The following is a 25,032-nucleotide window of genomic DNA, read 5'->3' as shown; positions in this document are numbered from 1 at the left end:
TGTGGCACATGGCATGATAGAGATATCAATGCTGCTAAGAACATCCTCGCGGTCGGGCTTGACCGTCTAGCTGTAGGAATCCCCTCGGTTTAGCGAGGGGAGGAGGTCAATGAGTTAACTAAATCGTGCTATCTAGCAAAAAGCCATCATTGAATAGTGATGGTTTTTTTTATGGGAATCGGTGACAAGACTTATTAGCTACTTAAAATATAATAAAACATAAAGCTATAAATGATTTAAAAACTCAATCAAATTAGTGCCACGTTGCCCTAATAAAAGCGGTATCATAATACAGTGCACGACTCATCAATCAAATCTCATGGGGCGTGCTTTTTTATTGAATAATCTAACTTATTAGTCTCGCATTTTATTTCGTGGGTCTAACTTTAAGGAACTTTTATGCAATACGACGTTATTGTGATTGGCTCGGGTATGGTAGGCACCTCAATTGCATGGCACCTACAAAAAAACAACTCCAAAGTTTTAGTAATTGATAAAAAAGCTCCAGGTGAAGAAACCTCATATGGTAACGCAGGTTTAATTCAAAGAGAGGCGGTATATCCAAAAGCTTTCCCACGTGAAATGGGCGAGATTTTCAGAGTACTGCCGAACACCAGTACTGACATCCGTTATCGTTGGTCTGCTTTGTTTAACTATCAAAGCGCGTTGTATCAGTATTGGACCAACTCAGTGCCCAAAAAATTAACCAAAATCGAAGATGAGTGGGCGACTTTAATTGAGCATTGCACCAGTGAGCACGATGTAATGATTCAAGCGTCAGGGGCTGATGATTTAGTGCGTAAAGGCGGTTGGTTTGAGATTTACCGCACCCAGAAAAAATACGATGAAGCCATTAAATTGGCTGAAAGAGCTGCTACCAAAGGGGTTCAGTACAAGCTATTAACTCCTGAAGAGTTAAAAGAATTTGAGCCAAATGTTAATTTTGACCAATTCATCGGTGGTATCCACTGGCAGAACTCTTGGCAGGTAAAAAACCCAAGTCGTTTGGTGAAAACTTATGCCAAAAGCTTCGAGGCTATGCAGGGTGAAATCAAGCAAGGCGCTGTCAAGAACATTGAACAAATGGAAGACAAAAGCTGGCAAGTAACCATTGAAGCGGCTGAGGGTGAGTTGGCTACTTATAACAGTACCCATGTGGTGATTGCCGCTGGTCCTTGGTCAACAGAACTGACCGCTCCTTTAGGCTATAACTTCCCATTGTTCCCAATGCGTGGTTACCATCAACATTTCAAAGTTAGTGAAGGCAACCGTATCGGCCACAGCTTGTTTGATGCCGAAAAAGGCTATCTAATGGGCCCGATGGAGCAAGGCATTCGCATTACCACGGGTGCTGAAATGACCACATTAAATGCTCCAAAGAATTTTGGTCAGCTTGAAGCGGTATTGAAAATTGCCAAAGACGTATTGCCATTAGAAGAGGCAGTTGAATCAGAAGCGTGGTGTGGCTCTAGACCTTGTATGGCCGATATGAAGCCGGTTATTGGTCCTGCACCAAGACATGAAAAGCTGTGGTTTGCTTTTGGTCATGCGCATCAAGGCTTTACCTTAGGCCCAGCCACAGGACGCTTAGTAGAAGAGATGATCAATAATAAGCCATTATATATTGATGCTACTCCATTTAGTGCTGAGCGTTTTGGTCGTTAATAGCTTTTAAACTGTGAACCAAAGCCAGTGAGGTTGATAAAACTTCGCTGGTTTAAAAATTCGTAAAAAAGAGACTGAGTATGCAAAAATTACATAGCGATCAGCGTATGAGTCAGATTATCATCCACAATGAGACCATCTATCTAAGTGGTCAAGTAGGGAATGCGGATGAGAATATTTCGGCACAAACTTTAACTACTCTAGAAAAAATTAAAGCTTTACTAGAAGAGGTAGGAAGTGACAAGTCAAAAATATTGTCCGCCACAGTTTGGCTAAAAGACATGTCTGACTTCGACGCCATGAATGAGGTATGGGAGAAGTGGTTTAGTGACGTTGTTCCCCCCGCTCGTGCTTGTGGCGAGTCTGCCTTGGCCAGCCCTGATTTACTGGTTGAGATAACCGTTATTGCAGCAGTTTAAAACTGAGTTTTGGCTCTTATTTAAAGTTACCGTTCACGGTTGAACTAAAAAGAAAATAGAAAAGACAGCATTAATATGCTGTCTTTTTTTTATTAAACAAGCTAGAGAGTAGGCACACAACTGAATGGGTTAATCATCAAAGAAAACCCATTAGACTCGCTTATTTAGTGGCGGGTTGGGTCGATTTTACGTCCTCAGCTTTAGGCTGCGGGATAATCTCGATAGGTAGGGTTAGGCCACGCGCAAACTCATGAGCAATAACATAGTCATGCTGGCTGGGTTTGACGTTTGGGGTGGTATAAACAATTAGCTTTGCCTCACTTTCAGAGAATTTATGGGACAAGTAACTGTCGCCCAATTGATCCAGTAGTTTCTCCAGGGGCTCATTACTGGCCATACCCACTGTTAAGGTATGCTGCGCTTGCTCTGGAGTAATGTCTGAGAATTTGGCTTGTGACTTTACTGACTCACCGTCTAGCTCAAAAGGATAGTTAAACTCTTCGGGAGCAATGGGTTTTTGACCTGAGTCGATACGGCTCCAGTCAATGGATAAAGGCTGGTCGCGAGTAGAGACCATCTCGCCAGTATCTACATTTTCAGTATCAGTAGACCCACTGGTGTCTACATCAGATATGGTACTCTGCTCTGAGGTTTCAACGACCTCTGGCTGAGTATTCCCGTTACTATCCGTCTGCTCATTACAGCCAGCGAGTAATATTGTAGAAGCGACTGCTATAGGTAAGGCGAAGGCCGGTAATAGATTTTTTAGGGGTTGTTGATAGGACGTTTTTTGGGTTTGCACTTTTTGGGTTTGCATAGCAGGTCTCAAAAGTAGAGCTGACGCTGTGAATCAGGTCAGCTCATGATTTTTATAAAAAGGTATAAAAGATTATAAAAGTTTATCTATTGTAAGTCATTGGCCAATTCGACCAGTTTTATAAACTCAGCTCGGCTATTGGTTTTATCTAAGGCGCTGTTTAGTCCAGGTTTGGCCAATTGTGCCACTTGGTCATAGGTTAGATCATTGACATACTTACTATTAGTCAGCAGTTGCCCATAGCCTGCGACAGCCATTGCAAACTTAGTGTCTGCTGAAGCGTTACTGACTTTATTAGCAATAGGAAAGGTCAGTAGCTTTGAAGTGTCTGACTGAGGTGCTTTATAGCGAATTTTTAAATAGCCAAGCTCGCTGTTATTTTTGTTGGTCAACGCTGTCTTTTGATAGCGACTGGCATCGAGCAGTCCTTTTTGGCCTACTGGGGTCACTTCAAATAGTGCCACGACAGACTTACCAGCACCAAGCTCTCCAGCCTCTACCTTATCGTTATTAAAGTCTTCTTTGGCCAGTAGTCTATTTTCATAGCCAATCAAGCGCCACTCAGAGACAGCAGCTGGGTTAAATTCAAGTTGAATTTTAACGTCTTTGGCCACGGTATTAAAGGTAGAAGACATCTCATCAATCAATACTTTTTTAGCCTCTGACAGAGAGTCAATATAACTGTAGTTGCCATTGCCGTTATCTGCAACTTGCTCCATCATATGATCGTTGTAATTGCCTTGACCAAAACCTAAAGTAGATAAAGAGATGCCTTTATCGCGATTGCTGCGGATAATATCTAGCATATCTTTGACATTAGATACCCCCACATTAAAGTCGCCATCAGTGAGCACTAAGATGCGGTTAATACCGTTTTTCTTGAAATTTTGTTGCGCTTGTTGATAAGCCAGTTTAATAGCCGCTTCGCCATTGGTTGAGCCACTGGCGGATAAGTTATCAATGGCGTTGAGAATTTTTTGAGTTTGATTGCCTGGGGTTGCGGGTAATACCACCTCAGTATTCCCTGCATAAGTTACTAGCGTAATGGTGTCTTGCGCGCGCAGCTCTTTAGCCAGTATTTTAAGGCTAGATTTCGCCAGCTGCAGCTTATCACTGCTATTCATTGAGCCTGAAACATCCACTAAAAACACTAAGTTGGCAGCAGGTTGATTTTGGTTATTGGTCACAACATCTTCTGCTTTGATGCCCACTTTGACAATACGATTGGTCGGATGCCAAGGTGAGTTAACCACTTCAGTGCTGACTAAAAATGGGGAGCCACTTTGTTTGGCAGCATTTTTAAAGTCATAATTAAAATAATTGATTAACTCTTCTACCCTGACGGCGTCGGTCGGGGGTAGGCTGCCATTATTTAAAAAGCGGCGGACGTTGGCATAGCTGCCAGTATCGGTATCAATGCTTAAAGTGGCAAAAGCTTGCTCATGAGTCGCATGGACAGCATTACGTTCTATCTCAGCATAGTTTTCAGAGGTAGAAACAGGGGGTCTAATTGAGGGCATTGGAGACGGAGCTTGAATACTGGCTGGCGCTGCCATTTTGCTATAAGCGCTATTGGATTCAACCAAGATTACCGGTGTGGCCTCAACCATCTGAGAATTTTGAATAACGTCGCTACTGGGCTCATTGGCGCTGGAGATATCTTGCTGTGTGCTACATCCGTTGAGTGCGGACAAAGTTAAGGCAGTCAATGAGGTGAGCAGTAAAGGTCGTTTAAATAATGAAAGTGATGTCATAGTCAATCCTTGTCTATTTGAAGGCAGTAGGGGGCTTCTTTATCAATCTAGAGATTATATTAAGTTTAAGAGGAAACTCTATAATGTTTAAAGTTAACAGCTTTAAACTCCCCTTAGCACTAGAAAAAGTAGAGGCAGTTGCAATAAAACCATAAAAAACTTGCTCTGCTTACAATCGTAATATGATTTTAGTTAAATTACGAGATAAACTAACGGCATTAATTAAATAAATACTAAACTTTATATCGCAATTGGTTTACTGTGAGGCTGCTTTAACTGTAGTTTTAACTATGGTTTTATTAGCGGCTATTATTCACATTTTGTGAGACAGTAAGCTAAGTTGCGAATAGCTAAGGAGATTTTATGGCAGGTGGTAGTCTATTACTGTTACTCGATGATATTAGTCTGATTATGGACGATGTAGCAACTATGACCAAAGTCGCTGCCAAAAAAACGGTTGGGGTATTGGGTGATGATCTGGCGCTAAATGCTGAACAGGTAAGTGGGGTTAAGCCCAGTCGTGAGTTGCCTGTAGTCTGGGCAGTGGCAAAAGGCTCTTTTGTAAATAAACTAATCCTTGTACCCGCCGCACTTTTAATTAGTTTTTTTGCGCCTTGGCTTATTACGCCGTTACTTATGGTCGGAGGCTTGTTTTTATCTTATGAAGGCGCTGAAAAAGTGGTTCATAAGTTTTGGCCGAGACTTTTACCCGATGATGAAGAGCATCAAGCACGAGTAGCGGCAAATGCTGATGAAAGTGTGGACCTAGTAGCCATGGAGAAACAAAAGGTAAAAGGAGCCATCCGTACCGACTTTATCTTATCGGCTGAAATTGTGGTGATTAGTTTGGGGACTATGACTGCCGCAAGTTTGGTAGATAAGAGTTTAGCACTTTCAGTTATCGCAATTGCAGTTACTATTGGTATTTACGGCCTAGTTGGTTTTATTGTCAAAATTGATGACATAGGTCTGCATATGATGCAAAAGCCAGGGGCCAGTAATACTACTCAAAAAATAGGCCAGTTTTTACTATCTGCAGCGCCTAAGTTGATGAAAGTATTAACTATCGTAGGTACGCTAGCGATGTTCTTAGTGGGTGGTGGTATTATTGTTCATGGTGTGAATAGCTTAGAGCATGCAGTAGAAGACCTTGCCGACTTAACGGGAGTATTTGAAGGTTTGTCTGCTAACCTTTTAAATGGGGTTATCGGTTTTGCTATTGGTTTGGTGGTATTACTTATTGTGACCCTAATCAAAAAAGCACGTTCTGGTTCGGCTGCCCATTAAGCTGACTTTATGAGCACTGATTAAATACAAACTTAAATACAAACCTTATTAATAAAACTAAGACGTAAAAAAGGCCACTTATGACAAGTGGCCTTTTTTTATATCTTAAAGTTTATTTATTAGACGCGCTATTGGCTGTCATTGTTATTGCTAGACTTATTGTCTGATTGAGTCTGCTTTTTAGGCTCTTCTTTGCTCTTACGACTGCGAGCTTTAGGCACCTTAGGAGAGGTCAGATTTAATAGACCAGTCTGGGGTAAAAGCTGCTCAGAGATGTTTTCAATCATGCTCTTATAAGTCTCGATACTAGTCTTATTGGAAGCACCAGTTGCGTTCTCTTGAGTTTCAGACTTAGTTTCCTGCAATACCTCAGAGCTCTCTTCACTCACCTCATCGGCTTGCGGTTCATTGACCAAAGCTGCGGCAGGCTGTTCTAAGCCCTGAGCGACTTGCTGCTCAGGGGTGCCAGAAGTTAATCTTCGAGCCGCCGATAACAGCTGATCTGAAGGTTGACTCATGGCTTTTAAGAAAGCCGTCTCTGTGTGACCAGACTGAATAATATCTAAGCCTTCTTGTCCTAGCACTTGGTTAATAAAGCCACCCACATTTAGGGTCAGTAGGCTTGCCATTGATGCCTTAGAGGGCGAGCTATCAGTCTGCTTTACTGCTTCTGCTGCAGCGTTAGCTTCTGCAGTCGACTCTTGATCTGCTTCCGCAGTAGTAGGCTTAGCCTCAGATGTTGCTGTTGAAGCCTCTACATCAGGAGCGGTATCAGTCTCCGGTGCAGTGTAGTCAGGATGTTGACCACGGGGGTCATTCGACGCTCTGGCGCCAATAGGGCTTGGCTCAACCTCTGTTTTACCTTGCTCAACATTATGAGCAGCCACAGCAGAGGTCATCTGAGCGAAGCGCTCTAAATAGCTAGGAGACAATGACTGATAGCCATAGTTTACAAAGCTAAAGGCTTGTGCCGCATTAGCGCTATTTTTCTTAGCTGACTTACGCTTGGCAGCAGGCTTGGAGTGACTGCCTGAGGTTTCTTTGTGCGCATTTAAAGCAGCTAAGAAACAGGTAATAACCCCATCTTTGGCCAAACGCATGCTGGGCTGAGCCAGATGAGTATGAATAAACTGACCCACGGTACCAGTAATGACTGCTGCTGGTGCCGCTTGAGGCTGCTCAGTGTCAGTCACTTCTTCACTTTGCTTCATTAAAGAAGCTTTGATTAAGCGAGGGTCATTGCTGGCTTGACCAAACTTCTGCGCGGCCACATAACGATCCGCAAACAACTCACTTGTGTCAAAGCTTAAGCTACCGTTATCGCTTTCAGTCTCATTTTCTTGAACGGGTTTCGTTGCGACTGGTTTGGTTTTTTGCTTAGCCGTTTCAACTTTCTCTTTTGCCGGCTCTTCAGTCACTTTCTCAGCTTTAGCAGCCGCGGTATCATCGGCCTGTTTCGCTTCAGCTGCTTTTTCAGTGCCTTCTGGCTTAGCAGGCTTTTGCTCTTCAGCTTGGGTCTGCTGGGTTTCAGCCTTCTCAGATTTTTCGTGTTCTGATTCAACTTTAACCGCTTTCTCTACACTTTTTTCTGTAGCAGCCGTTCTTGGTTGTGCTTTAGCAGCTGGTTTGTCGTCCGATTTAGCAGAGGCCGTAGCCTCTGGTTTATCAGATTTTTCAGATTTGGCCTCATTAGCTTGCTCAGCTTTTGTATCGTCCAATGAGATATGAACCACTTCTGGCTTCTTCAGCGTTACTTCAGCTTCGGTCACTCTTAAGTTCACTTCATTAGGATCTACTTGACGCTCACTTTGAGCACGGGCACCGTTCTTATCAGCGCCTTTGTTTTTGTCTTCATGCTTAGCGCGCTGATCTTGGTTGCTGCTAGAAGATTTGCTGTGTGGCTGCTTGGTCTCACCACGCTCAATTGGACCCCTTGACTCACGTCTACTATTAGGTTCACGTTTTGGCAACTCTTTAGCACTGGTGTCACTGTGCTGACTCGGAGCAGATGTCTGAGTATCCGATTTGTCTGTCTGCTGAGTCGACTTTTGGTCCTCTTTTTCAGGCTGGCGACGACGACTTTCTGACTTAGCACGTTTGTCGTATTTGTTACGACTTCTATTGTTGCGTGAACGACGACGATCTTTGTCATTTTCACTTTCGCTGCTGCTGTCGTCTTGACTTTCTGTCCCAGTCTGCGGCGCAGGTTCTGTTACCACAGCGGCAGATTGTGGAGCAGCCGTAACAGGCGTTGTACTTACTTGACCAAAAGCACCACGGCTTTGAGCACCAGTATTGACGATAGCTTCAATGGCTTGAGCGGCATCAGCACTGCTCACAGTGGCGGACATTTGCGCTTGTGGGGTTGGTGCAAACAGGTTAGATAACCAAGCCACAGCAGCAGGTTTGGCCTGTTCCACTTGAGCTTGTTTTTGACTGGCTGGCGCTTGTGCAGGAGTGACTACTGGCTCAGTTGCAGTAGGCTTGCCGGCTACTTTTTTCGTCTGATCCGCACTAGGTTGGCGAGGCTGACGAGTAGGCTGCTGCTCTGGACGTTCTGCTTCAGCCGTCTGCCAATCTACTTCATAACCAAGACCACTGGTTTCTTGTTGCTGAGTATCGGTCACACGCTCATAGCTTGCTGGAGCAAAGCCGTGATGGTTAAAGTGTAGATTAAAGTTAGGCGACTCAAGGTGGGCGTGAGGCAAAATAGTGATACGGGTACCACTGTCTTGCTCTAGGTATACTAAGCTCTCGCGTTTTTCGTTTAATAAAAATGCGGCAATATCGGTAGGTACTTCAGCCTGTACCTCACCATGACGCTCTTTTAGTGCGGTCTGTTCGATTTGACGCATAATTGACAAAGACAAAGAGCGCAGGTCACGAATCATGCCGTTGCCATGACAACGTGGGCAGATATAACCGGTCGATTCTTCTAGAGAAGGACGCAGACGTTGACGGCTCATTTCCATCAAGCCAAAGCGTGAAATTTCGCCAAACTGGACGCGGGCACGGTCGTATTTAGTGGCTTCAACCAAGCGTTTTTCCACATCCTTTTGATGTTTGCTATCGTTCATATCAATAAAGTCGATAACAATCAGGCCGCCCATATCACGTAGGCGTAATTGACGCGCAATCTCATCGGCCGCTTCTAAGTTAGTATGATAAGCGGTCTCGGCAACGTCGGCACCTTTGGTAGATTTGGCCGAGTTAATATCGATAGAGACCAAAGCTTCTGTTTGGTCAATAACGATTGAACCGCCAGAAGGTAGGCGTACTTCACGCTGATAAGCGGTTTCAATTTGGCGCTCAACGTTGAAGCTTGAGAACATAGGCTCAAAGTCGGTGTATTTGCGTAGCTTATCAATTTGAGTTGGCATAACCGCTTTTATAAAGGTCTCAGCCTCAATGAAAGCTTCTTCATTATCAATCCAAATCTCAGCGATATCATCACGTAGATAGTCGCGCACAGCACGAGTTACCACACCAGCTTCTTGATGCACTAGGCGAGGGGAGGCGTATTTTTTGTTTTGATCTTGGATGGCATTCCAGATGTTAAGCAGATGGTTTAAATCATGCTGCAAGTCTTCTTGAGTTTTGCCGATACCAGCGGTACGGACGATAACGCTCATGCCTTTTGGTAGGTCTAAATTACCCAGCATACGCTTCATGTCTTCGCGTAACTTGCCTGAGATTTGACGTGAGATACCGCCGCCCTTAGGGTTGTTTGGCATTAATACCAAGTAGCGACCTGCCAACGATACATAAGTCGATAGGGCAGCGCCTTTATTACCGCGCTCTTCTTTTTCAACTTGAACGATAAGCTCATCGCCTTCTTTGATTAGCTTACGGATATTCTCTTCCCGAGGGTTGCCTGATAGGTATTCGCTAGCGATTTCACGTACGGGCAAGAAGCCTTGGCGTTTTGAGCCATACTCAACAAAGACTGCTTCTAAAGAAGGTTCTACGCGGGTAACGTGACCTTTATAGATGTTGGCTTTTTTCTGTTCGCGGGTGCGGTTTTCAAGATCGAAGTCATAAAGATGGTTGCCTTTACATAGAGCAACACGAACTTCTTCGTTGTGGGTGGCGTTAATAAGTATGCGTTTCATTGCTGTGTCCTAGTTAGGTCATGACACACAATGGCTGATACTTAGAAGATAAGCTTGAGCATGAAGAGAGCTAAAATATAAGCCTTCTATTTCAATAACGCATTTTTCTGATAAGACAGTAAAACTAACGGTATTTTATGAGTAAGCAGACCAAGAATAAGAGCTTGTAAGCAAACTTTTTTAGAGGTTATTTATTTAAACATTAGGCAGGTAGCAGTCAGTTTGAGCGTCTGGCTGTCATTAAGTTGGCAGCTTGTGATGAGCTTTCAAGATATATTAAAGCTAAAGGGCTCTTGAAAGGCACAATCATTACTGGATGTCTGTATTCAGTATTTGCTGCTTTTTCAGCTTCAGTTAACTAGAAACTGTCTTACTACGTTAATGCTTAAGGTTGAAAATAGTCATAATTAAGGCGTTCCGAGCTGAACTATTTAATGCTGATAAGGAGAGGTGTAAGGTCATCCTTATGTCATACTGGTGTGACTTACTAACTTATATTGTCATTAGCAAAGGGTCAGTGACCAGAAAGATCGTCTGTCTTAATTATATAAACTTAATCAATTAAATTTAAAAATCCTAAAGTTTTATCTCATTATCAATTTATAGCTCAATTTGACGGGGCGTACTTGGCAAATAACGGCTTTTTCATCATGACAAAAAGCAAAATCTATTAAGTGTTTCATTACTGTTATTTGACCGTCAATTGGCAGAATTTGGTCTTAAATATTCATGCTTATTACCAGCGGGTCTAAGGGGTAGCTTAGAATTGTTCCGAGTAAGTTGTAAGTTTACACGGCTTGACTAGCGGCTACGTTAGGGCACTGGGCTTTTATTAACTAGCAGTGGCTTTTGGCCAAAGCTATTATATTTCTAAGGTATTAGAACATTGTGTACATGTTAAATTTACATGGGGTGTGGTGCCAAGTCGGCAAAAGGAAGTTGTAAGCTTCTAAACCACTTACCCAAAATCATTGTTTATAAAAATAACGTTGTGGGCTGACTTTATACTCTTTACAGAATACATGACAAGATGCTCATTGCTATACAGGTAAGCTGTCGCAACTACAGATCAAATAATGGTGTCATCGAGTGAAATTATAAAAGAGCCCTAAAAATAGGCCGTTATTGATAACAATACACGAGACACAAAGTCAACGTGTTAGACTATACCAAATCTTTTGCCAAACACCTAACAAAATATGTCAAAATCAAATCGAAATTACGAGAAAACTGCAGAAAAAATGAACCATAAAAATCCAAAAATAGAGCAAGACCTAGAGGGCCTAATGGCCAGTGTGGGCGTTGAAGCCTCTCAGGTAAAACGCCATTCAACTAAGGCGCGCCCCCAAAGTGCTGATGGAGATATCAAAGACTTTGGTCAAGTTAATCACCTAGAAGTGACCCGCAATCAGCATGGCCAAAGGGTAGATAATTTCCTATTAGCGCGTCTAAAAGGCATGCCACGTGCTCATATTTATAAAATGATTCGCTCCGATGAAGTGCGTATCAATAATAAGCGCTGTAAGCCTTATGATAACCTTGAGCGGGGTGACGTGGTACGCATTGCTCCTGTGAGATTGGCCACTCGTGAAAAACCAGTGATTAGTGAAGGCTTTGCCAAAAGCTTACTTGAGCGTGTGGTCTTTGAGGATGAAGGACTTATCGTGCTTAATAAGCCTTCAGGTATGGCAGTACATGGCGGCAGTGGCATAGACTTCGGGGTTATTGAAGCCATGCGAGATGCAACCAATAAAAAGTACTTAGAGTTGGTGCATCGTATTGATAAAGACACTTCGGGCTTACTGATGATTGCCAAGAAGCGCTCGACCCTAAAAGCTTTACAAGAGCGTCTGCGTGAAAAGACTATCCAGAAGCATTATCTATGTATCGTCAAAGGGCAGCCGGCCTTAAATGATATCAGTATTGATGCGCCTTTATTACGTTATACCCTTGCCAGTGGCGAGCGTAGAGTGAAAGTAGACAAAGGCAATCCAGAGGCCAAATCTAGTCAAACAAGCTGTAAAGTATTGACCCGTTTTGAAATCAACGGTGAGCCTGTTAGCTTAATAGAAGCCATGCCACATACGGGGCGTACCCACCAAATCCGCGTTCATTTGGCTTATTTAGGTCACCCTATTTTAGGGGACGATAAGTATCATATTAATGATAAGTCTGATGTGCGCCGCCTGTGTTTGCATGCTTGGAAATTAGATGTGCCTGACTATGAAGAAATTAAAGCACCGCTACCTGAGGATATGCAGTCGCTATTGCCTGCAGATTTTAAGTTAGATTAAGCCTAGTTATCGAAAAATGAGAATACTATGAGTGAACTTGCCGCTAATGTTGGGCATGACTTAAAGCAAAAATCGCTGATTATCTTCGATTGGGATGGCACTTTAATGGACTCGATAGGCTTAATTGTGAAGTCTATGCACATTGCTGGCGAGGCCAATGGCTTTTACACCACTGATGAAGAAGTAAAGTCTATCATTGGATTAAGCCTTATCCGCGGGATACAGACTTTGTATCCCCAGGCCACTGCAGAGCAGCACTTAGCGATACAGCAAAGCTATGCCGACTATTATATTCATGCCAGCACTTTGCCCAATCAGCCACACTCGCAGTTTTTTGAGGGGATTGAGGCGATGTTGCAGCAGCTCAGAGTACAGGAGAAACTGCTGGCAGTAGCGACCGGTAAAAAGCGAGCAGGGCTTGATCGGGTCATGGATTATTCACAAAGCCGTCATTATTTTGCCAGTAGCCGCTGTGCGGATGAGTCTGGCTCTAAGCCAAATCCACAGATGCTACAAGATATCCTACAAGAGACAGGTTATAAGGTGGCCGATGCAGTCTTTGTTGGCGACAGTATCCATGATATACGAATGGCAAACCAGTTAAACATGACCTCTATTGCTGTGAATTATGGGGCCGCTAATGGCCAAGTGCTTAGCGCAGAGTCCCCAACCTATCAGGTGGATACACCTTCGCAGCTGGTCAAGCTTTTAACCGCAGACTAAACTTCATTAAAAGTGCTGTTTTGTAGGGGCTTAACTTTGCTATGGCTCCTAATTTATTATTTTTTCAATGAATCTTTTTAACAAACTGCACCGCTTCGGTGTAACTGATAGCTTTGCTGACTTGCTATGACTCACTCCAATTTTAAAAATAAACTTCAAGCCTATATTCACTTGACCCGCTTCGATAAGCCTGTGGGCATTGAGCTATTGTTATGGCCCACGCTTTGGGCAGTGTTCTTAGCTGCTTTTGGCGATGCTTTAATTAAGGCTCCCGCTCAGGTAACGGCATTGCCCAGTGTGTTGCCTTCTTGGTCGGTACTGCTCATTTTTGCGTTAGGGGCGATATTGATGCGGGCAGCGGGCTGTGCCATTAATGATTTTGCAGATAGAAAGGTGGATGGCTCGGTCAGCCGCACCAAAGGGCGGCCATTAGCTGAGGGCAGACTGTCAGCAAAAGAGGCGATGGCTGCCTTTTTAGTCTTATCTCTGATTAGTGCCAGCTTATTGTTTTGGCTACCGATAGAGGTCTTTTACTGGTCCATAGGGGCGGTAATATTGGCCTTTATTTATCCCTTTATGAAGCGCTATACCCATTTGCCGCAGGTATTTTTGGCCGCCGCCTTTGGCTGGGCCATCCCTATGGCTTATGTTGCGGTGCAAGGCTATCCAGATATCTGGTGCTGGTTGCTGTTTATCGCTTATATGTGTTGGACAGTGGCTTATGACACTCAGTACGCCATGGCCGACCGTGAGGATGATCTAAAAATTGGGGTTAAATCCACGGCGATATTATTTGGCCGTTATGATGTGTTAATCATCTCTTTACTACAAACAGCGTTTTTATTACTGATGGGGGTGGTCTTTTATCACTATTTCTCAGACACCAGACTAGGCTTAATTCCTGTTTACGCTTTGGGGTTAGTTGCTATTTTATTTGCTCAGCAAAATAGAGCCTGTGCTACTCGGGTGCCTATGGCTTGTTTTAAAGCTTTTTTGGCCAATGTTTGGGTAGGACGCTATGTGTTTTTAGTGGTGGCTTTAAGCTGCTTTTGGATAGAGTTTAACGGCCTAACTTAATTTTTATTTATGAGATGCCCTGATGGCGAAACCTTTCAAGACTCCTTTAAACAGAAACAGCCAAACTTCGCTAGAAGCCAAACAGAAGTTTGAACAAAACCTCATAAAAGAGGGGCTCACTCGACAACAAGTAATCGAAATGGAGCGCAGTTTGGCCAAATTCGCCAATGGTATGGATTCTCTGGTGCGTATTCCTTTTACCAAGCAAGGGGTGGGAGCAGATGCTGCTTTGTCTACAATACCTGTCGCCGGTGATGTGGCAGGGTTATTACTAACCAGTTATGCCTTTATGTTAGGGAGAAAGTTAGGAGTACCTGCCAAAAAACTAATCCCTGCGGTCAGACTGGCCTTAATTGACTTGGTAGTGGGCGTGGTGCCGGTTGCAGGCCCAGTTATGGACATATTCTTGAGACCCAGTCGTAAGACCTTGGAAATTGTGCGGGAGCATATGCAAGTAGAATATGGGATACAAGAGACGGCCCATATTGACCGTCCCTTTATGCATGAATCTCTACAAAAAAAGCAGCAGCAGTCAAAATTTTGGCAAAACCCAATAGTCTCTTGGTTTTACTTACATGTGCCCGATATTTTAGGCCTTATTGTATTGGTGTTATTGGCGGTAGCCGTCTGGACATTAGGGGTTTGGTTTATAGGACTATTTGCCACAAATACCTAGCTTGACGCTTCAGTTTTAACCCCTAATTTCTTAACCAATAGGCTTTGACTGCTGTACTTAAGCTTTAAGCTACTGCGGTTTAAGGATTTCAGACTCTGTATTGACCGCATCAAATTTAGCCCTTTGATTCTCATAAAATAAATCAATACTAGAGCCACCACCGTGAGTGACCAATTCAATAGAGCCATCTGTGGAACGGTAAGTAGGATTATTGCCCTGTCCGGTGGGGGCAGTCATTAACACACGCTTACCAGAGGGTAGTCTTAAATCTGCTTGTAAGGTAGCCGTAGCAGAGGTTTGAAAAGTCACATGGATACTCCGTCCCTTGCTATCTTGGTATTCAACATCTGTCACCTGAATTTCTGAAGCAGGGGGCACATCTTTTGAGGGGCTTGCCCCCACAGTATTTGTTGAGGACTCTGTCTGTGTGGCTTCTTCAAGCTCAGATGGCTGCACAGAGTCGGTCTCATTAAGCTCACCTTCTGCTTCTGGGGTTTGCTGATCTATTATTTCTACCGATTGAGCGTTATTAGGGTCGTCAGATATTTCAGCAGAGTTTGAGGCTTCAGGGGCCTGGTTATTGGCCTCATCCTGAGCATCGCTCGAGGGTTGGCAGGCTGTTAATCCCACTAGTCCTCCAAGCAGAAGACCAGATAGCAGCAGCTTTGGGTGAATGTTACTAGACAATGAGCGAGCCATACTTTACCTCTTTATAAAACCAGAAAATTTATAAAACCAAATAAGCTTTGATACCAGTACTTTTATTGATGGTTGTTGTTATTAATGTTTTTTTACTTATTGTGGATAACTTTATAATTACTCCTAAAGTTAACCACAGCCTAGAGCTGTACACAATTACCCTAGTTTAAGATGTGTATGAGTTATTTAGCTATTTCTATCTGATTGAAAGCTTAGAGGGTTGTTTGGCTATATTTCTAGTGGGTTAAAGGTTGACGGTTATTACCAAACGGCGACCGCTGGCATGATTGCGGTGTTCACATAAATAGATACCTTGCCAAGTGCCCAGCCCGAGCTGACCGTTAACCAAAGGGATATTAAGGCTAACACCGAGCATCATACTCTTAAAGTGTGCCGGCAGATCATCCGATCCCTCTAAAGTGTGACGATATTGGGGCTGGTCCGCGGGGGCAATTTGATTTAACCAGTCTTCTGTATCTAAGCGAACATCAGGGTCCGCATTCTCATTTAGGGTTAAGCTAGCGGAAGTGTGTTGTAAAAATAAATTTACCATGCCTGCTTTAGCGCCCTGTGGCAAAAGCTCATTAAGCGATTGCTGAATATGAGCGGTGATTATATGAACGCCACGAGTATAAGCAGGAAGGGTAAGGGTGGTTTGATAAAAAGTCATAAGTAACCTCTGTAATAAACAATATGTGATCTAAAAACATGTGGTCTAAAACTATGTGGTTTAAAAATGTGTCGTTTAAAAACTAGCCACTTACTAAAACCTTATAATTTAAAAAAACCACTGTCTAACAAGTACTGCGCTTGAGACAATTTACTTTTTACGGTGCTGTTGACAGACTGAAGGGTATCTGACGAGATGGTTCCGCTTTGATACTGTTGACTCGCAGCTTTCTCCAGTCGATTTAAACAGTCGTCTATTAACTGCTGAACTCGAGCAATTTTTTGTTGTAACAAGGCTTGCTGGTGTGAAGAAATAACAGTTTCGGGATCATTTTTATCATTAGTATTGCCTTGTAAAGTACTGCGCAATAGACCAGGTAAGGCTTTAGTTAATATCTGATCAAAGGCAGATAGATTTATCTCACTGGCTAACAAAGCTTCACTATAAACTATGGTGTTTTCTGCAGAGAAGGTCAGCTGCCCCAATTGCATCAGTAGCTCTGTACCAAAGTAGTCCGCATTGTCTGCCAAAGATAATTCACTAGGGGCGATTAAGTCACAATCTGCTAGGTAGCTGTGGCCGCGCTCGGTTAATAACTCTGAGGTTGGCAGCTGCTGAAGCTCACTAAGCTCTATATCAGGGGCTTTTACATTATGTAGGCTATCATTATTCTGTGCTTCAGGGTGAAACTCACCATATACCGATTGCAAATAGCTACGGTTGGCTAAGATATTGCTAGCTACCTGCTGTTGCCCATCACTTTGAACCCGCTGCATAAACTCAAGCATCGAGGCGAGTTGGCCATAGGTAATATCTTGGCTAGTTAAATTGTTTTGGCTGTCTATAATGGTGTTTTCAGCATAGTCTGAGTCTAAAGCGAGGTAGTCCTCAAGGATTTCACCAAGCCGAGAGCCGGCGAGTTTATCTACCGTAAAGCGCTGATCTGGGGCTACTTTTACTGATATTAGGGCCAGATATTGACTGTGAATCCTGCCTAGTAATTGACGAAAACTAATGGGCAGAGCAGGGTGGTTTCGATATTTGTCGATGTTATTAGCGATTTGTAGCTGCTCTGCGGAAGCCCGGGCTGCCTGCTGATTTTTGGCCGTGCTACTATTGCCCAGATATTTGGGGCTGGGCTGACTATTACCCAACAGCTTTTGTTTTGAGCGCCCATTGATGACAAACACCGTAGGCACAATGACAATTAGGCTTAGAATTAGGAGCAGTAGCGGATACGACATAGTAAAGGTAACTTCTAAAAGTGGGTGGGGTATTAGGCGGATATTCAATGGCTAAAAAAATAGCCAGACTCGCCAGCTTTATTCTACCGCTACTGAATGTATAATAGTGATTCAGAGTAAGGCAAATAAAACTTTTGAGACTGGCTAGCAGCATAAAACCCCTTAAAAGGGATTAGCGGCCTACAACTACTGGCTTACGCGAGTTTGGTAGTCACCAGTACGTGTATCAACACGTACGATTTCGTTTTGCTGAACGAATAAAGGTACACGAACTACAGCCCCAGTTTCTAGACGAGCAGGTTTACCACCACCGCCTGAAGTATCACCACGTACGCCTGGATCTGTTTCGACAATCTCAAGTTCTACGAAGTTTGGTGCAGTTACTGATAAGGGCACACCGTTGAATAAAGTGATGGTACATAAATCGTTACCATTTTCTTTTAACCATTGCTTAGCATCGACCATTGCATTAGCATCAGCTTGTAATTGCTCAAAGGTCTCAGGATGCATGAAATGCCAGAACTCACCATCGTTATATAGGTAGTTCATTTCAGTATCAACAACATCCGCCGCTTCCAAGCTTTCGCCTGATTTGAAGGTTTGCTCTAATACTTTACCAGTACGCAAATTACGTAGTTTGACACGGTTAAAAGCCTGGCCCTTGCCTGGCTTAACAAATTCGTTATCAATAATGGCACAGGGATGGCCATCGAACATAACTTTTAGACCGGCTTTAAATTCGTTAGTTGAAAAACTTGCCACAATATTGCTCCTGATACATTTCAAATTAATGACAAAAAATCAAATATGTTGAGTCCCATGATAAACCATTTACCCAAACAAAAAAACAGGCAAATCCCTATTACACCAATAGTTACTGGCTCATCTGAGATTAACTCGGAGGAGGGTTCTAAAGGTAGGGACAGTAATGAGGTTATAACTTGGCAAACACAAGTAGCAGATGTTATTACAGATATCGATCAGTTGCTAGCTATTTTGGAATTAACACACCTAAAGTCTGAGCTGTATGTTCCTGAAGGTTTTGGTTTAAGGGTGCCTAGAGGTTTTGTTGCCAAGATGAAAAAGGGCGATGCTCAAGACCCTTTATTACTTCAAGTTTTACCCAATAAGCTTGAACAAGTCAAGGTTAGTGGCTATGTGGCTGACCCTTTAGCAGAAAATGAGCAAAATCCTACTCAAGGTTTACTGCATAAATATCATTCTCGCGTCCTAGTAACCGTTACCGGTGCTTGTGCCATTCATTGTCGTTATTGCTTTAGACAACATTTTGACTATCAAGCTAATTTGCCCAAATCAGAACAACTGGAGGCTATTCAAGCGTATATCAGTCAGCATCCTGAAATTCGTGAGGTGCTACTCAGTGGTGGAGACCCCTTGAGTGTCTCAAATCGACGTCTATTTTTATGGCTAGATGCCTTAGAGGCTTTGCCTAAAATTAGCACCATTCGTATTCATACGCGTTTGCCTATTGTCATTCCAGAAAGATTAGATTCAGAGCTTTTATCGCGTTTAGAGGCCAGTCGTTGTCGCATTGTCATGGTGGTCCATACCAATCATGCCAATGAGATAGATGAAAATACCGCTCAGTACTTACTGCAAGCGAAACAAAAAGGCATTACTTTACTGAATCAAACCGTATTACTGGCAGGCATAAATGATAGTGTGGCTGTCCAAGTTGCGCTTAATGAACGGCTGTTTGAAGCAGGGGTGTTGCCCTATTATTTACACCTATTGGATAAAGTAGAAGGCGCAGCCCATTTCGATATGGCCAAGCAGCAGGCGGTTGAGCTGTACTGGGAAATGCTAGAGCAGCTTCCAGGCTATTTAGTGCCAAAACTGGTGCAAGAGTTACCTAATAGACCTTTTAAAACCCCAGTTAACTTGTATCAGAATTAATAATCGGCAATTCCAGTTAATCAGTAATTTTAATAGCTAATACTACTACCTAGTGCCTAATATTTATTACTTACAATAATAATTTATTTAGAGTCATAAGCCCTACCTGTAAAAGTGAGTTGAGAATGTTAAATTTTAAGGGTGCAAAGATGAGTGCTCCAAACTTAGTGGCTACTTTTTTTGGCAAAAAAATAAGTGGGATGCTGTTGATATCGTTTATAGCAGTGTTGAGTAGCGGTTGTACACCCACTCCGCCTGATCACCGAGCGCAGGTTACGGCTCCGGTGTATGAAGCGGGTGATGCCAGAAATGGAGAGAAGCTATATGAAGAGTTGTGTAGTCAATGCCACACTTTAAGACCTGGTAGTAATAAAAAAGGACCACAGTTAGTGGGAGTCTATATGGCACCCTCTGCACAGCTGAAGGATTATAAATATAGTGAAGCCATGGAGCAGGCAAATTGGGTATGGGATGCCAATACCTTAGATTCTTATATTGAGGATCCAGAAGCAGTGCTAGCAGACACCAGAATGCTGTCTGATCCCGTACCCAGTGCTGAAGATAGACAGGATATTATTGCTTATTTATCTACTTTAGGGCGTGATGCACCGCCTGTGTCTGAAGATGAAAATAAATAACAGTCGACTTTTGCGGACTATTTGGCCAGTTATTTAGCCAGTAACGGAAAGGGGTTAACGGCGCCGGACGGGGTGTAAATGCCATAGTGTACATGAGGTGGGGTGCCTTTGGCATTCCCACTGTCACCCACATAACCAATGATATCGCCAGTCTCGACCCAGTCTCCGGGCTGAATATTCGCAAAGTCTTGCAGATGAGCATAATAGTGACTAAATCCGCCTGGTCCCAGTATCATAACCACATTGCCTCCCAACTGATTGGTACCTACTTTGCGGACTATACCTGGGGTGGTGCTATAAATTGGTGTATGGCGTACAGCAAAAATATCTATCCCTTCATGACTGCGGCCACCGCTTCTAGCCGTTCCCCAAGTATCGATTAGGTGGGCCTCTTTAATAGGGCTAGGCAAACTATTGGGCTCAGGTGGCGCTTGCTGCATAAGCTTACTATATTTGATGGAACTGCTGACATATCGCGTCAATTCTTGGCGAATATCGGCAGAATAAATATAGGCCAGATAGCCTACGGCCAATAATAGAGTGATTTTTAGTAATCGTTTAAAAAAACTGACAAAACTACTGGGCTGAGACGGTTTTTTTGGATTAAAAGAGGGGGTTGGCATAGGTAGCAATTACTCTAATTTCTAATATCATGACGTCTAATATGAAAGTTAATTGGGCCAGAGTGGCTCGCAATAATAAGACTGATGATTAATAAAAAAGACCGTGCCATAAGGGACGGTCTTTTTTTGAAGTCTTAACTCATCTACCAGTTATTTATTATGGCGATGCTTATCAGCATGATTTTGAGCCATACGTTGCTCTAAGGTTAGCTCAGCATCACGAACACGAGGGTCGTCCTCATGAGTTTCATCGAAATCCGCTTGGTCAACCTGTTCATCTACAGTTTGCTGCTCAGAGGCGGTCTTCACATCCCCCTCTGGTTGATAACCATGGGCGCTATTACTATCCCCAGTGTCTTCTGCTAAATCGGACTGCTCATTAGTTGAAGCAGTAGAAGGGTTCTCAATCGCCTCAATCACATAAGGAGTTAAGTTACCGACTGCATTCTCTAGGGTATGTGGATTCTCGCGAGGTAGCGCATGAATCAAATGTTCATCAAACACGTCGGTTAATAGCGAGTCAAAGCGGACCGCATTGTACTCAATAAGCTGTTCTGACTCAGCCTCAGTAATTACCCCATCTTTTAGAGCGGTCAACACGTGATCTTCAAAGGTTAATCCTACAAACTTACCTTTATGCTCAGCTTTTTTGAACTTCTGCCATAAAGGTTCAACTTGTAGTAGCATTTGATAAGCGTTTTCCATACGGCCAGTATTGTCTTCAGGATCAGTCGTGTAGTACACCATTGACTTCAACTGTTCACGGAAAGGGTTGTCCTTACCGTCAGCCATGATTAAATCACCCACTTGACGTTTTAGCTCATCACTAGGCTTCTCAGTAAAGTCACCGCCTGGGAAACAAACCAGTTTCACTAGACCTGCTGCCATACGGTTAGGGAAGTTATCATAGATTTCAAAGAAGGCTTCTTGAATCAAATACAAAGATTTCTCTAATGCCAAACGAGCATGTAAACGCTCAGATTCAGATTGGCTGCCTTGGGCATAAAATCTTAAAATTGCAGTCATAATAAACAGGTGAGCGTGGATGTCAGCCAAGCGCCCTGACAGCATTTCTCGGCGTTTTAAATCCCCAGCCAAGATACCCAGTGCCATATCTGCGGTTAACGCAAAGTTCGCACTTAAGCGGTTAATCTTTTTGTAGTAAGGACGGGTAAAGCTATCAGCGAAACTTGGTGCTTTGCCACTACCCCCAAAATATCCAGCCACAAACGATCTGGCCCCTCTGTTAAAGGTATAACCTAGATGCTTAAAGAACATTTCATCAAACTTATGCTTGGCTTCTTTTTTATCTTCGCTTTGTAGCAGCTGTAACTCTTCAAATAAGTAAGGGTGACAGCGCATCGCTCCTTGACCAAATATCATAAGAGAGCGGGTCAGAATGTTAGCCCCTTCTACCGTAATAGAGACTGGAATGGCTTGATAAGGTAGGGCTAAGAAGTTACGGGGACCCATCTGAATCGCCCGACCTCCCACAATATCCATGCCATCATTCACTATGTTGCGCATGGTTTCTGTGGCATAGTACTTGGCCATTGCGGTCATCACAGAAGGGGTGCCGCCTTCATTTAGACCACAAGTCACTAGATGACGGAAAGCTTCTAACATATAGGTGCTGCTAGCAATGTTGCTGCTCGCCTCTTGTACCCCTTCAAATTTACCAACCGGTATCTTGAACTGTTCACGTACTTTGGCAAAAGCACCCACAGTCAGATAAGTCATTTCACCGGCTGAAGTAGATAGAGCAGGCAAGGAGATACCACGACCTACAGCCAGACATTCCATTAGCATACGCCAGCCTTTACCAGCCTTTTCGATACCACCAATGATAAAGTCTAGAGGGATAAAGACGTTTTTACCCACTACGGTTCCGTTCATAAAGGGCGAACCAGGGTTGTGGCGCTCACCGGTATGAACCCCTTCATAATTAGCAGGGATTAGGGCACAAGTGATGCCATAGTCGGTCTTATTTTTATCGCCCAATAACCCTTCTGGGTCATGAAGTTTAAACGCCAGGCCAACGACTGTGGCAATAGGGGCCAAAGTAATCCAGCGCTTAGAGAAGTTCATGTTTAGGCCTAGTACTTTACGGCCTTCATACATGCCATAGCAGACTACCCCTGTATCAGGAATAGCGCCAGCATCTGAACCCGCTTCTGGACCCGTTAAACCAAAGCAAGGAATTTCGGTACCATTAGCTAGGCCTGGTAACCAGCGCTGTTTTTGTTCTTCAGTACCATAGTGCATTAATAACTCACCTGGACCTAGGGAGTTGGGTACCATACAGCTGACAGCAGCGGTTAAACTTCTTGAAGCAATCTTACTCATGATACGGCTTTGAGCATAGGGGCTGAACTCACGACCCCCATAGCTTTCAGGAATAATCAATCCCAAAAATCCGTTGTCTTTGATGTATTGCCAAGCTTCGGGTGATAAGTCTTTATCATGATGATGAATTTGCCATTCATCTAACATCGCACAAAGCGTCTCCACTTCATTATCAATAAATGATTGCTCTTTTTCTGATAAAGTCGGATGAGAGTAGCCAGAGAATTTATCCCAGTCTGGGGCTCCCATAAACAGATCTTTTTCCCACCAGCTGGTACCGGCGTCTAGTGCTTCACGCTCAGTATCACTCATGCTAGGCATTGCGCCTGCTAACATTTTATAGGCAGGATCACTAATCATAGACTTACGTAGAGGGGTAATTAACACCACTAGACTGCCTATAATTAAGGGGACGCCGAGCAAAAGTGACCAGGGTGCGATGAATCCGGCGACAACCGCAATAATGATTAGTAGTGCAGCACCGACAGTACGGCTTAAGCCATATAAAAAAACCAACAATAAAGCAAACAGCTGCAATAGTATGGCGAGAATAAAAAAGCCAACTAAGGTTAAGGTAGTCATAGTTTGCACCCTAAAAAATTAAAATAAATGAAAAGTTAAAGTCAGAAGCTTATATTTTATTATTTGCACTTCTTTATAAATACAATTGCTTTAGTTTAGGGCTAGAGATCTTTGATTAGCAACAAATAAAAAGCTTATTAAACCTATCCTATAATCCACAGGACAAAAGCCACTAAAATAAAGGACGCTAAATAAGGCAGTTATATCTATAGAAGGTTACAGAGTAAGCAGGTAAAAGCAGATAATCAAGACTATAATCTTTACAATTGGTTAATTACGTAGGTATTTATTTTAAAGGCTTTAATGAATGCAGGGCTGATTTACTTTTTTCACGCACAACAGGGCAAGCTACATTGTAATGAATGAAGGTAATGAATAAAGCTCTTTAGCATTAAATAGGGGCGGGAAAGTCATTGAATATGACTGAGGCTAATTAAAAGGGAGCAGTGCCAGATTCTGCAAAAGAAAGGGTGTCATTGCGTCCGACTATTATGTGGTCAATCAAACTTAAGTCGATGGTTTGGCAGGCTTCCTTTAAGGTTTCGGTTAAATGAATATCTGCGGCGGAAGGGGTCGCGTTTTGATTGGGATGGTTGTGCGCCACTATGAGCTGACTGGCTCCTTGCTGCAGACCATGGCGTAACACTTGCTTGATACAGACTGAGCAAGACGTAATCCCGCCCACAAAAAGCACTTTGAAGTCTAACAAATTTAAGCCATTGTCTAGGCAAAGCACCGCAAACACTTCTTTGGTCTCACGGCGCAGTTGGGTGGTTATATAGTCTTTCACCACTTGTGATCGATTGAGGTTATTCCCCGTTTTTAGTTCACTGCTCAAATAACGCTTGCCCATCTCTAAGCTAGCCAAAAGTTGAGCGTATTTTGCTGGGCCGATACCGTGGCAGGCCAATACGGACTCTTTTGGTGCTGCTAATAATTCAGCGATGCTACCAAAATGAGTAATCAGACTGCGGGCAAGCTCAAGTGCCGATTGCTGTTGGGTTCCAGTCCGTAGAAATATCGCCAGTATTTCAGCATCTGTTAAATGCTCAGGCCCATGATTGAGGAGCTTCTCTCTTGGTCGATCGTCTTCGTGCCAGTCTTTTATTGCCATTTTCTAAGCCTATAGTCGAGTAGAACAAGATAGAAATAATACCGATATTGTTGGATGGCTATCATAAGTCAGTATTTATCTAATCAATGCGTTAAAATTGGTAAAGATCTATGTGGCATTATACTTTTTTAGATAGATATAATTTAGTTTATCTTATATATTATTTAATAATAACTATTATTTTTATTGAAACATAGGTTACAAATTTAGGCAGTTACTGGATGGCTATCGCTTCTATACTCGCTTAATAACTTGGATTTATTCTATATGAAAATTCTCTGCACACGACAAAAAAAACAAAAAAGTCTGTTAAAGCAAAGGCATAATAGTAATTTTTAAGACGAATCAGACCATGCCAAACTTTAACAGACTTAG

19 protein-coding genes and 1 pseudogene are annotated in these 25,032 nt (G+C 43.1%); 10 read left to right on the top strand and 10 right to left on the bottom strand.

Annotation, left to right across the window (positions count from 1 at the left end):
* From A1019T_RS13185 to A1019T_RS03850, 3 genes and pseudogenes are all read left to right on the top strand, one after another.
* Positions 1–93: pseudogene (locus A1019T_RS13185) on the top strand (RNA-guided endonuclease TnpB family protein); the annotation flags it as partial.
* Between the two features lie 306 nt (positions 94–399).
* Positions 400–1,665, top strand: a complete 1,266-nt coding sequence (locus A1019T_RS03855) for an NAD(P)/FAD-dependent oxidoreductase (RefSeq protein ID WP_077450510.1) — start codon at positions 400–402, stop codon at positions 1,663–1,665.
* Positions 1,666–1,745: 80 nt separating this feature from the next.
* Entirely contained in the window at positions 1,746–2,084 is a 339-nt protein-coding gene (locus A1019T_RS03850) for a RidA family protein (RefSeq protein ID WP_077450509.1), read from the top strand.
* 160 nt (positions 2,085–2,244) lie between these two features.
* Here A1019T_RS03850 and A1019T_RS03845 read toward each other — a convergent pair whose 3' ends face one another.
* Both A1019T_RS03845 and A1019T_RS03840 read right to left on the bottom strand, forming a co-directional pair.
* Positions 2,245–2,901, bottom strand: coding sequence for a hypothetical protein (locus tag A1019T_RS03845; RefSeq protein ID WP_095532559.1), 657 nt, complete (start codon positions 2,899–2,901; stop codon positions 2,245–2,247).
* An 86-nt stretch (positions 2,902–2,987) separates the two neighbouring features.
* Complete coding sequence (locus tag A1019T_RS03840) at positions 2,988–4,655, bottom strand: vWA domain-containing protein (RefSeq protein WP_077450508.1); 1,668 nt, start codon at positions 4,653–4,655, stop codon at positions 2,988–2,990.
* Between the two features lie 363 nt (positions 4,656–5,018).
* Here A1019T_RS03840 and A1019T_RS03835 point away from each other — a divergent pair, with 363 nt between their 5' ends.
* Complete coding sequence (locus tag A1019T_RS03835) at positions 5,019–5,942, top strand: DUF808 domain-containing protein (RefSeq protein ID WP_077450507.1); 924 nt, start codon at positions 5,019–5,021, stop codon at positions 5,940–5,942.
* A 128-nt stretch (positions 5,943–6,070) separates the two neighbouring features.
* Here the strand turns inward: A1019T_RS03835 and A1019T_RS03830 are convergent, their stop codons facing one another.
* On the bottom strand, positions 6,071–10,054 hold the full coding sequence (locus A1019T_RS03830) for an Rne/Rng family ribonuclease (protein WP_077450506.1): 3,984 nt from the start codon (positions 10,052–10,054) through the stop codon (positions 6,071–6,073).
* Positions 10,055–11,253: 1,199 nt separating this feature from the next.
* Between A1019T_RS03830 and A1019T_RS03825 the strand changes: the two genes are divergently transcribed.
* The 4 genes from A1019T_RS03825 (at position 11,254) to A1019T_RS03810 (ending at position 14,824) form a co-directional block, all read left to right on the top strand.
* Positions 11,254–12,348 carry an RluA family pseudouridine synthase gene (locus A1019T_RS03825; protein WP_143514072.1) on the top strand — a complete coding sequence of 365 codons (1,095 nt, stop codon included), beginning with the start codon at positions 11,254–11,256 and terminating at the stop codon, positions 12,346–12,348.
* A 27-nt stretch (positions 12,349–12,375) separates the two neighbouring features.
* Positions 12,376–13,071, top strand: a complete 696-nt coding sequence (locus A1019T_RS03820) for an HAD-IA family hydrolase (RefSeq protein WP_077450504.1) — start codon at positions 12,376–12,378, stop codon at positions 13,069–13,071.
* Positions 13,072–13,197: 126 nt separating this feature from the next.
* Complete coding sequence (gene ubiA, locus A1019T_RS03815; protein WP_077450503.1) at positions 13,198–14,148, top strand: 4-hydroxybenzoate octaprenyltransferase; 951 nt, start codon at positions 13,198–13,200, stop codon at positions 14,146–14,148.
* A gap of 139 nt (positions 14,149–14,287) precedes the next feature.
* A complete protein-coding gene (locus A1019T_RS03810) occupies positions 14,288–14,824 on the top strand; it encodes a DUF4112 domain-containing protein (protein ID WP_244156525.1) in 537 nt (178 codons plus the stop codon).
* 69 nt (positions 14,825–14,893) lie between these two features.
* Here the strand turns inward: A1019T_RS03810 and A1019T_RS03805 are convergent, their stop codons facing one another.
* The 4 genes from A1019T_RS03805 to efp form a co-directional block, all read right to left on the bottom strand.
* Positions 14,894–15,523 carry a hypothetical protein gene (locus tag A1019T_RS03805; RefSeq protein ID WP_077450501.1) on the bottom strand — a complete coding sequence of 210 codons (630 nt, stop codon included), beginning with the start codon at positions 15,521–15,523 and terminating at the stop codon, positions 14,894–14,896.
* Between the two features lie 244 nt (positions 15,524–15,767).
* Positions 15,768–16,193, bottom strand: a complete 426-nt coding sequence (locus A1019T_RS03800; protein ID WP_077450500.1) for a secondary thiamine-phosphate synthase enzyme YjbQ — start codon at positions 16,191–16,193, stop codon at positions 15,768–15,770.
* A 101-nt stretch (positions 16,194–16,294) separates the two neighbouring features.
* Positions 16,295–17,437, bottom strand: coding sequence for a hypothetical protein (locus A1019T_RS03795; RefSeq protein WP_077450499.1), 1,143 nt, complete (start codon positions 17,435–17,437; stop codon positions 16,295–16,297).
* 186 nt (positions 17,438–17,623) lie between these two features.
* On the bottom strand, positions 17,624–18,199 hold the full coding sequence (gene efp, locus A1019T_RS03790; RefSeq protein WP_077447869.1) for an elongation factor P: 576 nt from the start codon (positions 18,197–18,199) through the stop codon (positions 17,624–17,626).
* Between the two features lie 57 nt (positions 18,200–18,256).
* Between efp and epmB the strand changes: the two genes are divergently transcribed.
* Both epmB and A1019T_RS03780 read left to right on the top strand, forming a co-directional pair.
* Positions 18,257–19,354 (top strand): EF-P beta-lysylation protein EpmB, encoded by a 1,098-nt coding sequence (gene epmB / locus A1019T_RS03785; RefSeq protein ID WP_077450498.1) that lies wholly within the window; start codon positions 18,257–18,259, stop codon positions 19,352–19,354.
* Positions 19,355–19,479: 125 nt separating this feature from the next.
* On the top strand, positions 19,480–19,992 hold the full coding sequence (locus A1019T_RS03780) for a c-type cytochrome (protein WP_341864621.1): 513 nt from the start codon (positions 19,480–19,482) through the stop codon (positions 19,990–19,992).
* A 29-nt stretch (positions 19,993–20,021) separates the two neighbouring features.
* Here the strand turns inward: A1019T_RS03780 and A1019T_RS03775 are convergent, their stop codons facing one another.
* The 3 genes from A1019T_RS03775 to radC all read right to left on the bottom strand — a co-directional run bounded on the left by A1019T_RS03775 (position 20,022) and on the right by radC (position 24,657).
* Positions 20,022–20,615, bottom strand: coding sequence for a M23 family metallopeptidase (locus tag A1019T_RS03775; protein WP_077450496.1), 594 nt, complete (start codon positions 20,613–20,615; stop codon positions 20,022–20,024).
* A 150-nt stretch (positions 20,616–20,765) separates the two neighbouring features.
* Positions 20,766–23,543 carry an acyl-CoA dehydrogenase gene (locus A1019T_RS03770; protein ID WP_077450495.1) on the bottom strand — a complete coding sequence of 926 codons (2,778 nt, stop codon included), beginning with the start codon at positions 23,541–23,543 and terminating at the stop codon, positions 20,766–20,768.
* 433 nt (positions 23,544–23,976) lie between these two features.
* On the bottom strand, positions 23,977–24,657 hold the full coding sequence (radC, locus tag A1019T_RS03765) for a RadC family protein (protein ID WP_077450494.1): 681 nt from the start codon (positions 24,655–24,657) through the stop codon (positions 23,977–23,979).
* Positions 24,658–25,032: the final 375 nt, after the last annotated feature.

Origin of the sequence: Psychrobacter piechaudii (assembly GCF_900162825.1) — a bacterium.
Taxonomy (GTDB): domain Bacteria; phylum Pseudomonadota; class Gammaproteobacteria; order Pseudomonadales; family Moraxellaceae; genus Psychrobacter; species Psychrobacter piechaudii.
This window is presented reverse-complemented; position numbering and strand designations above follow the sequence as displayed.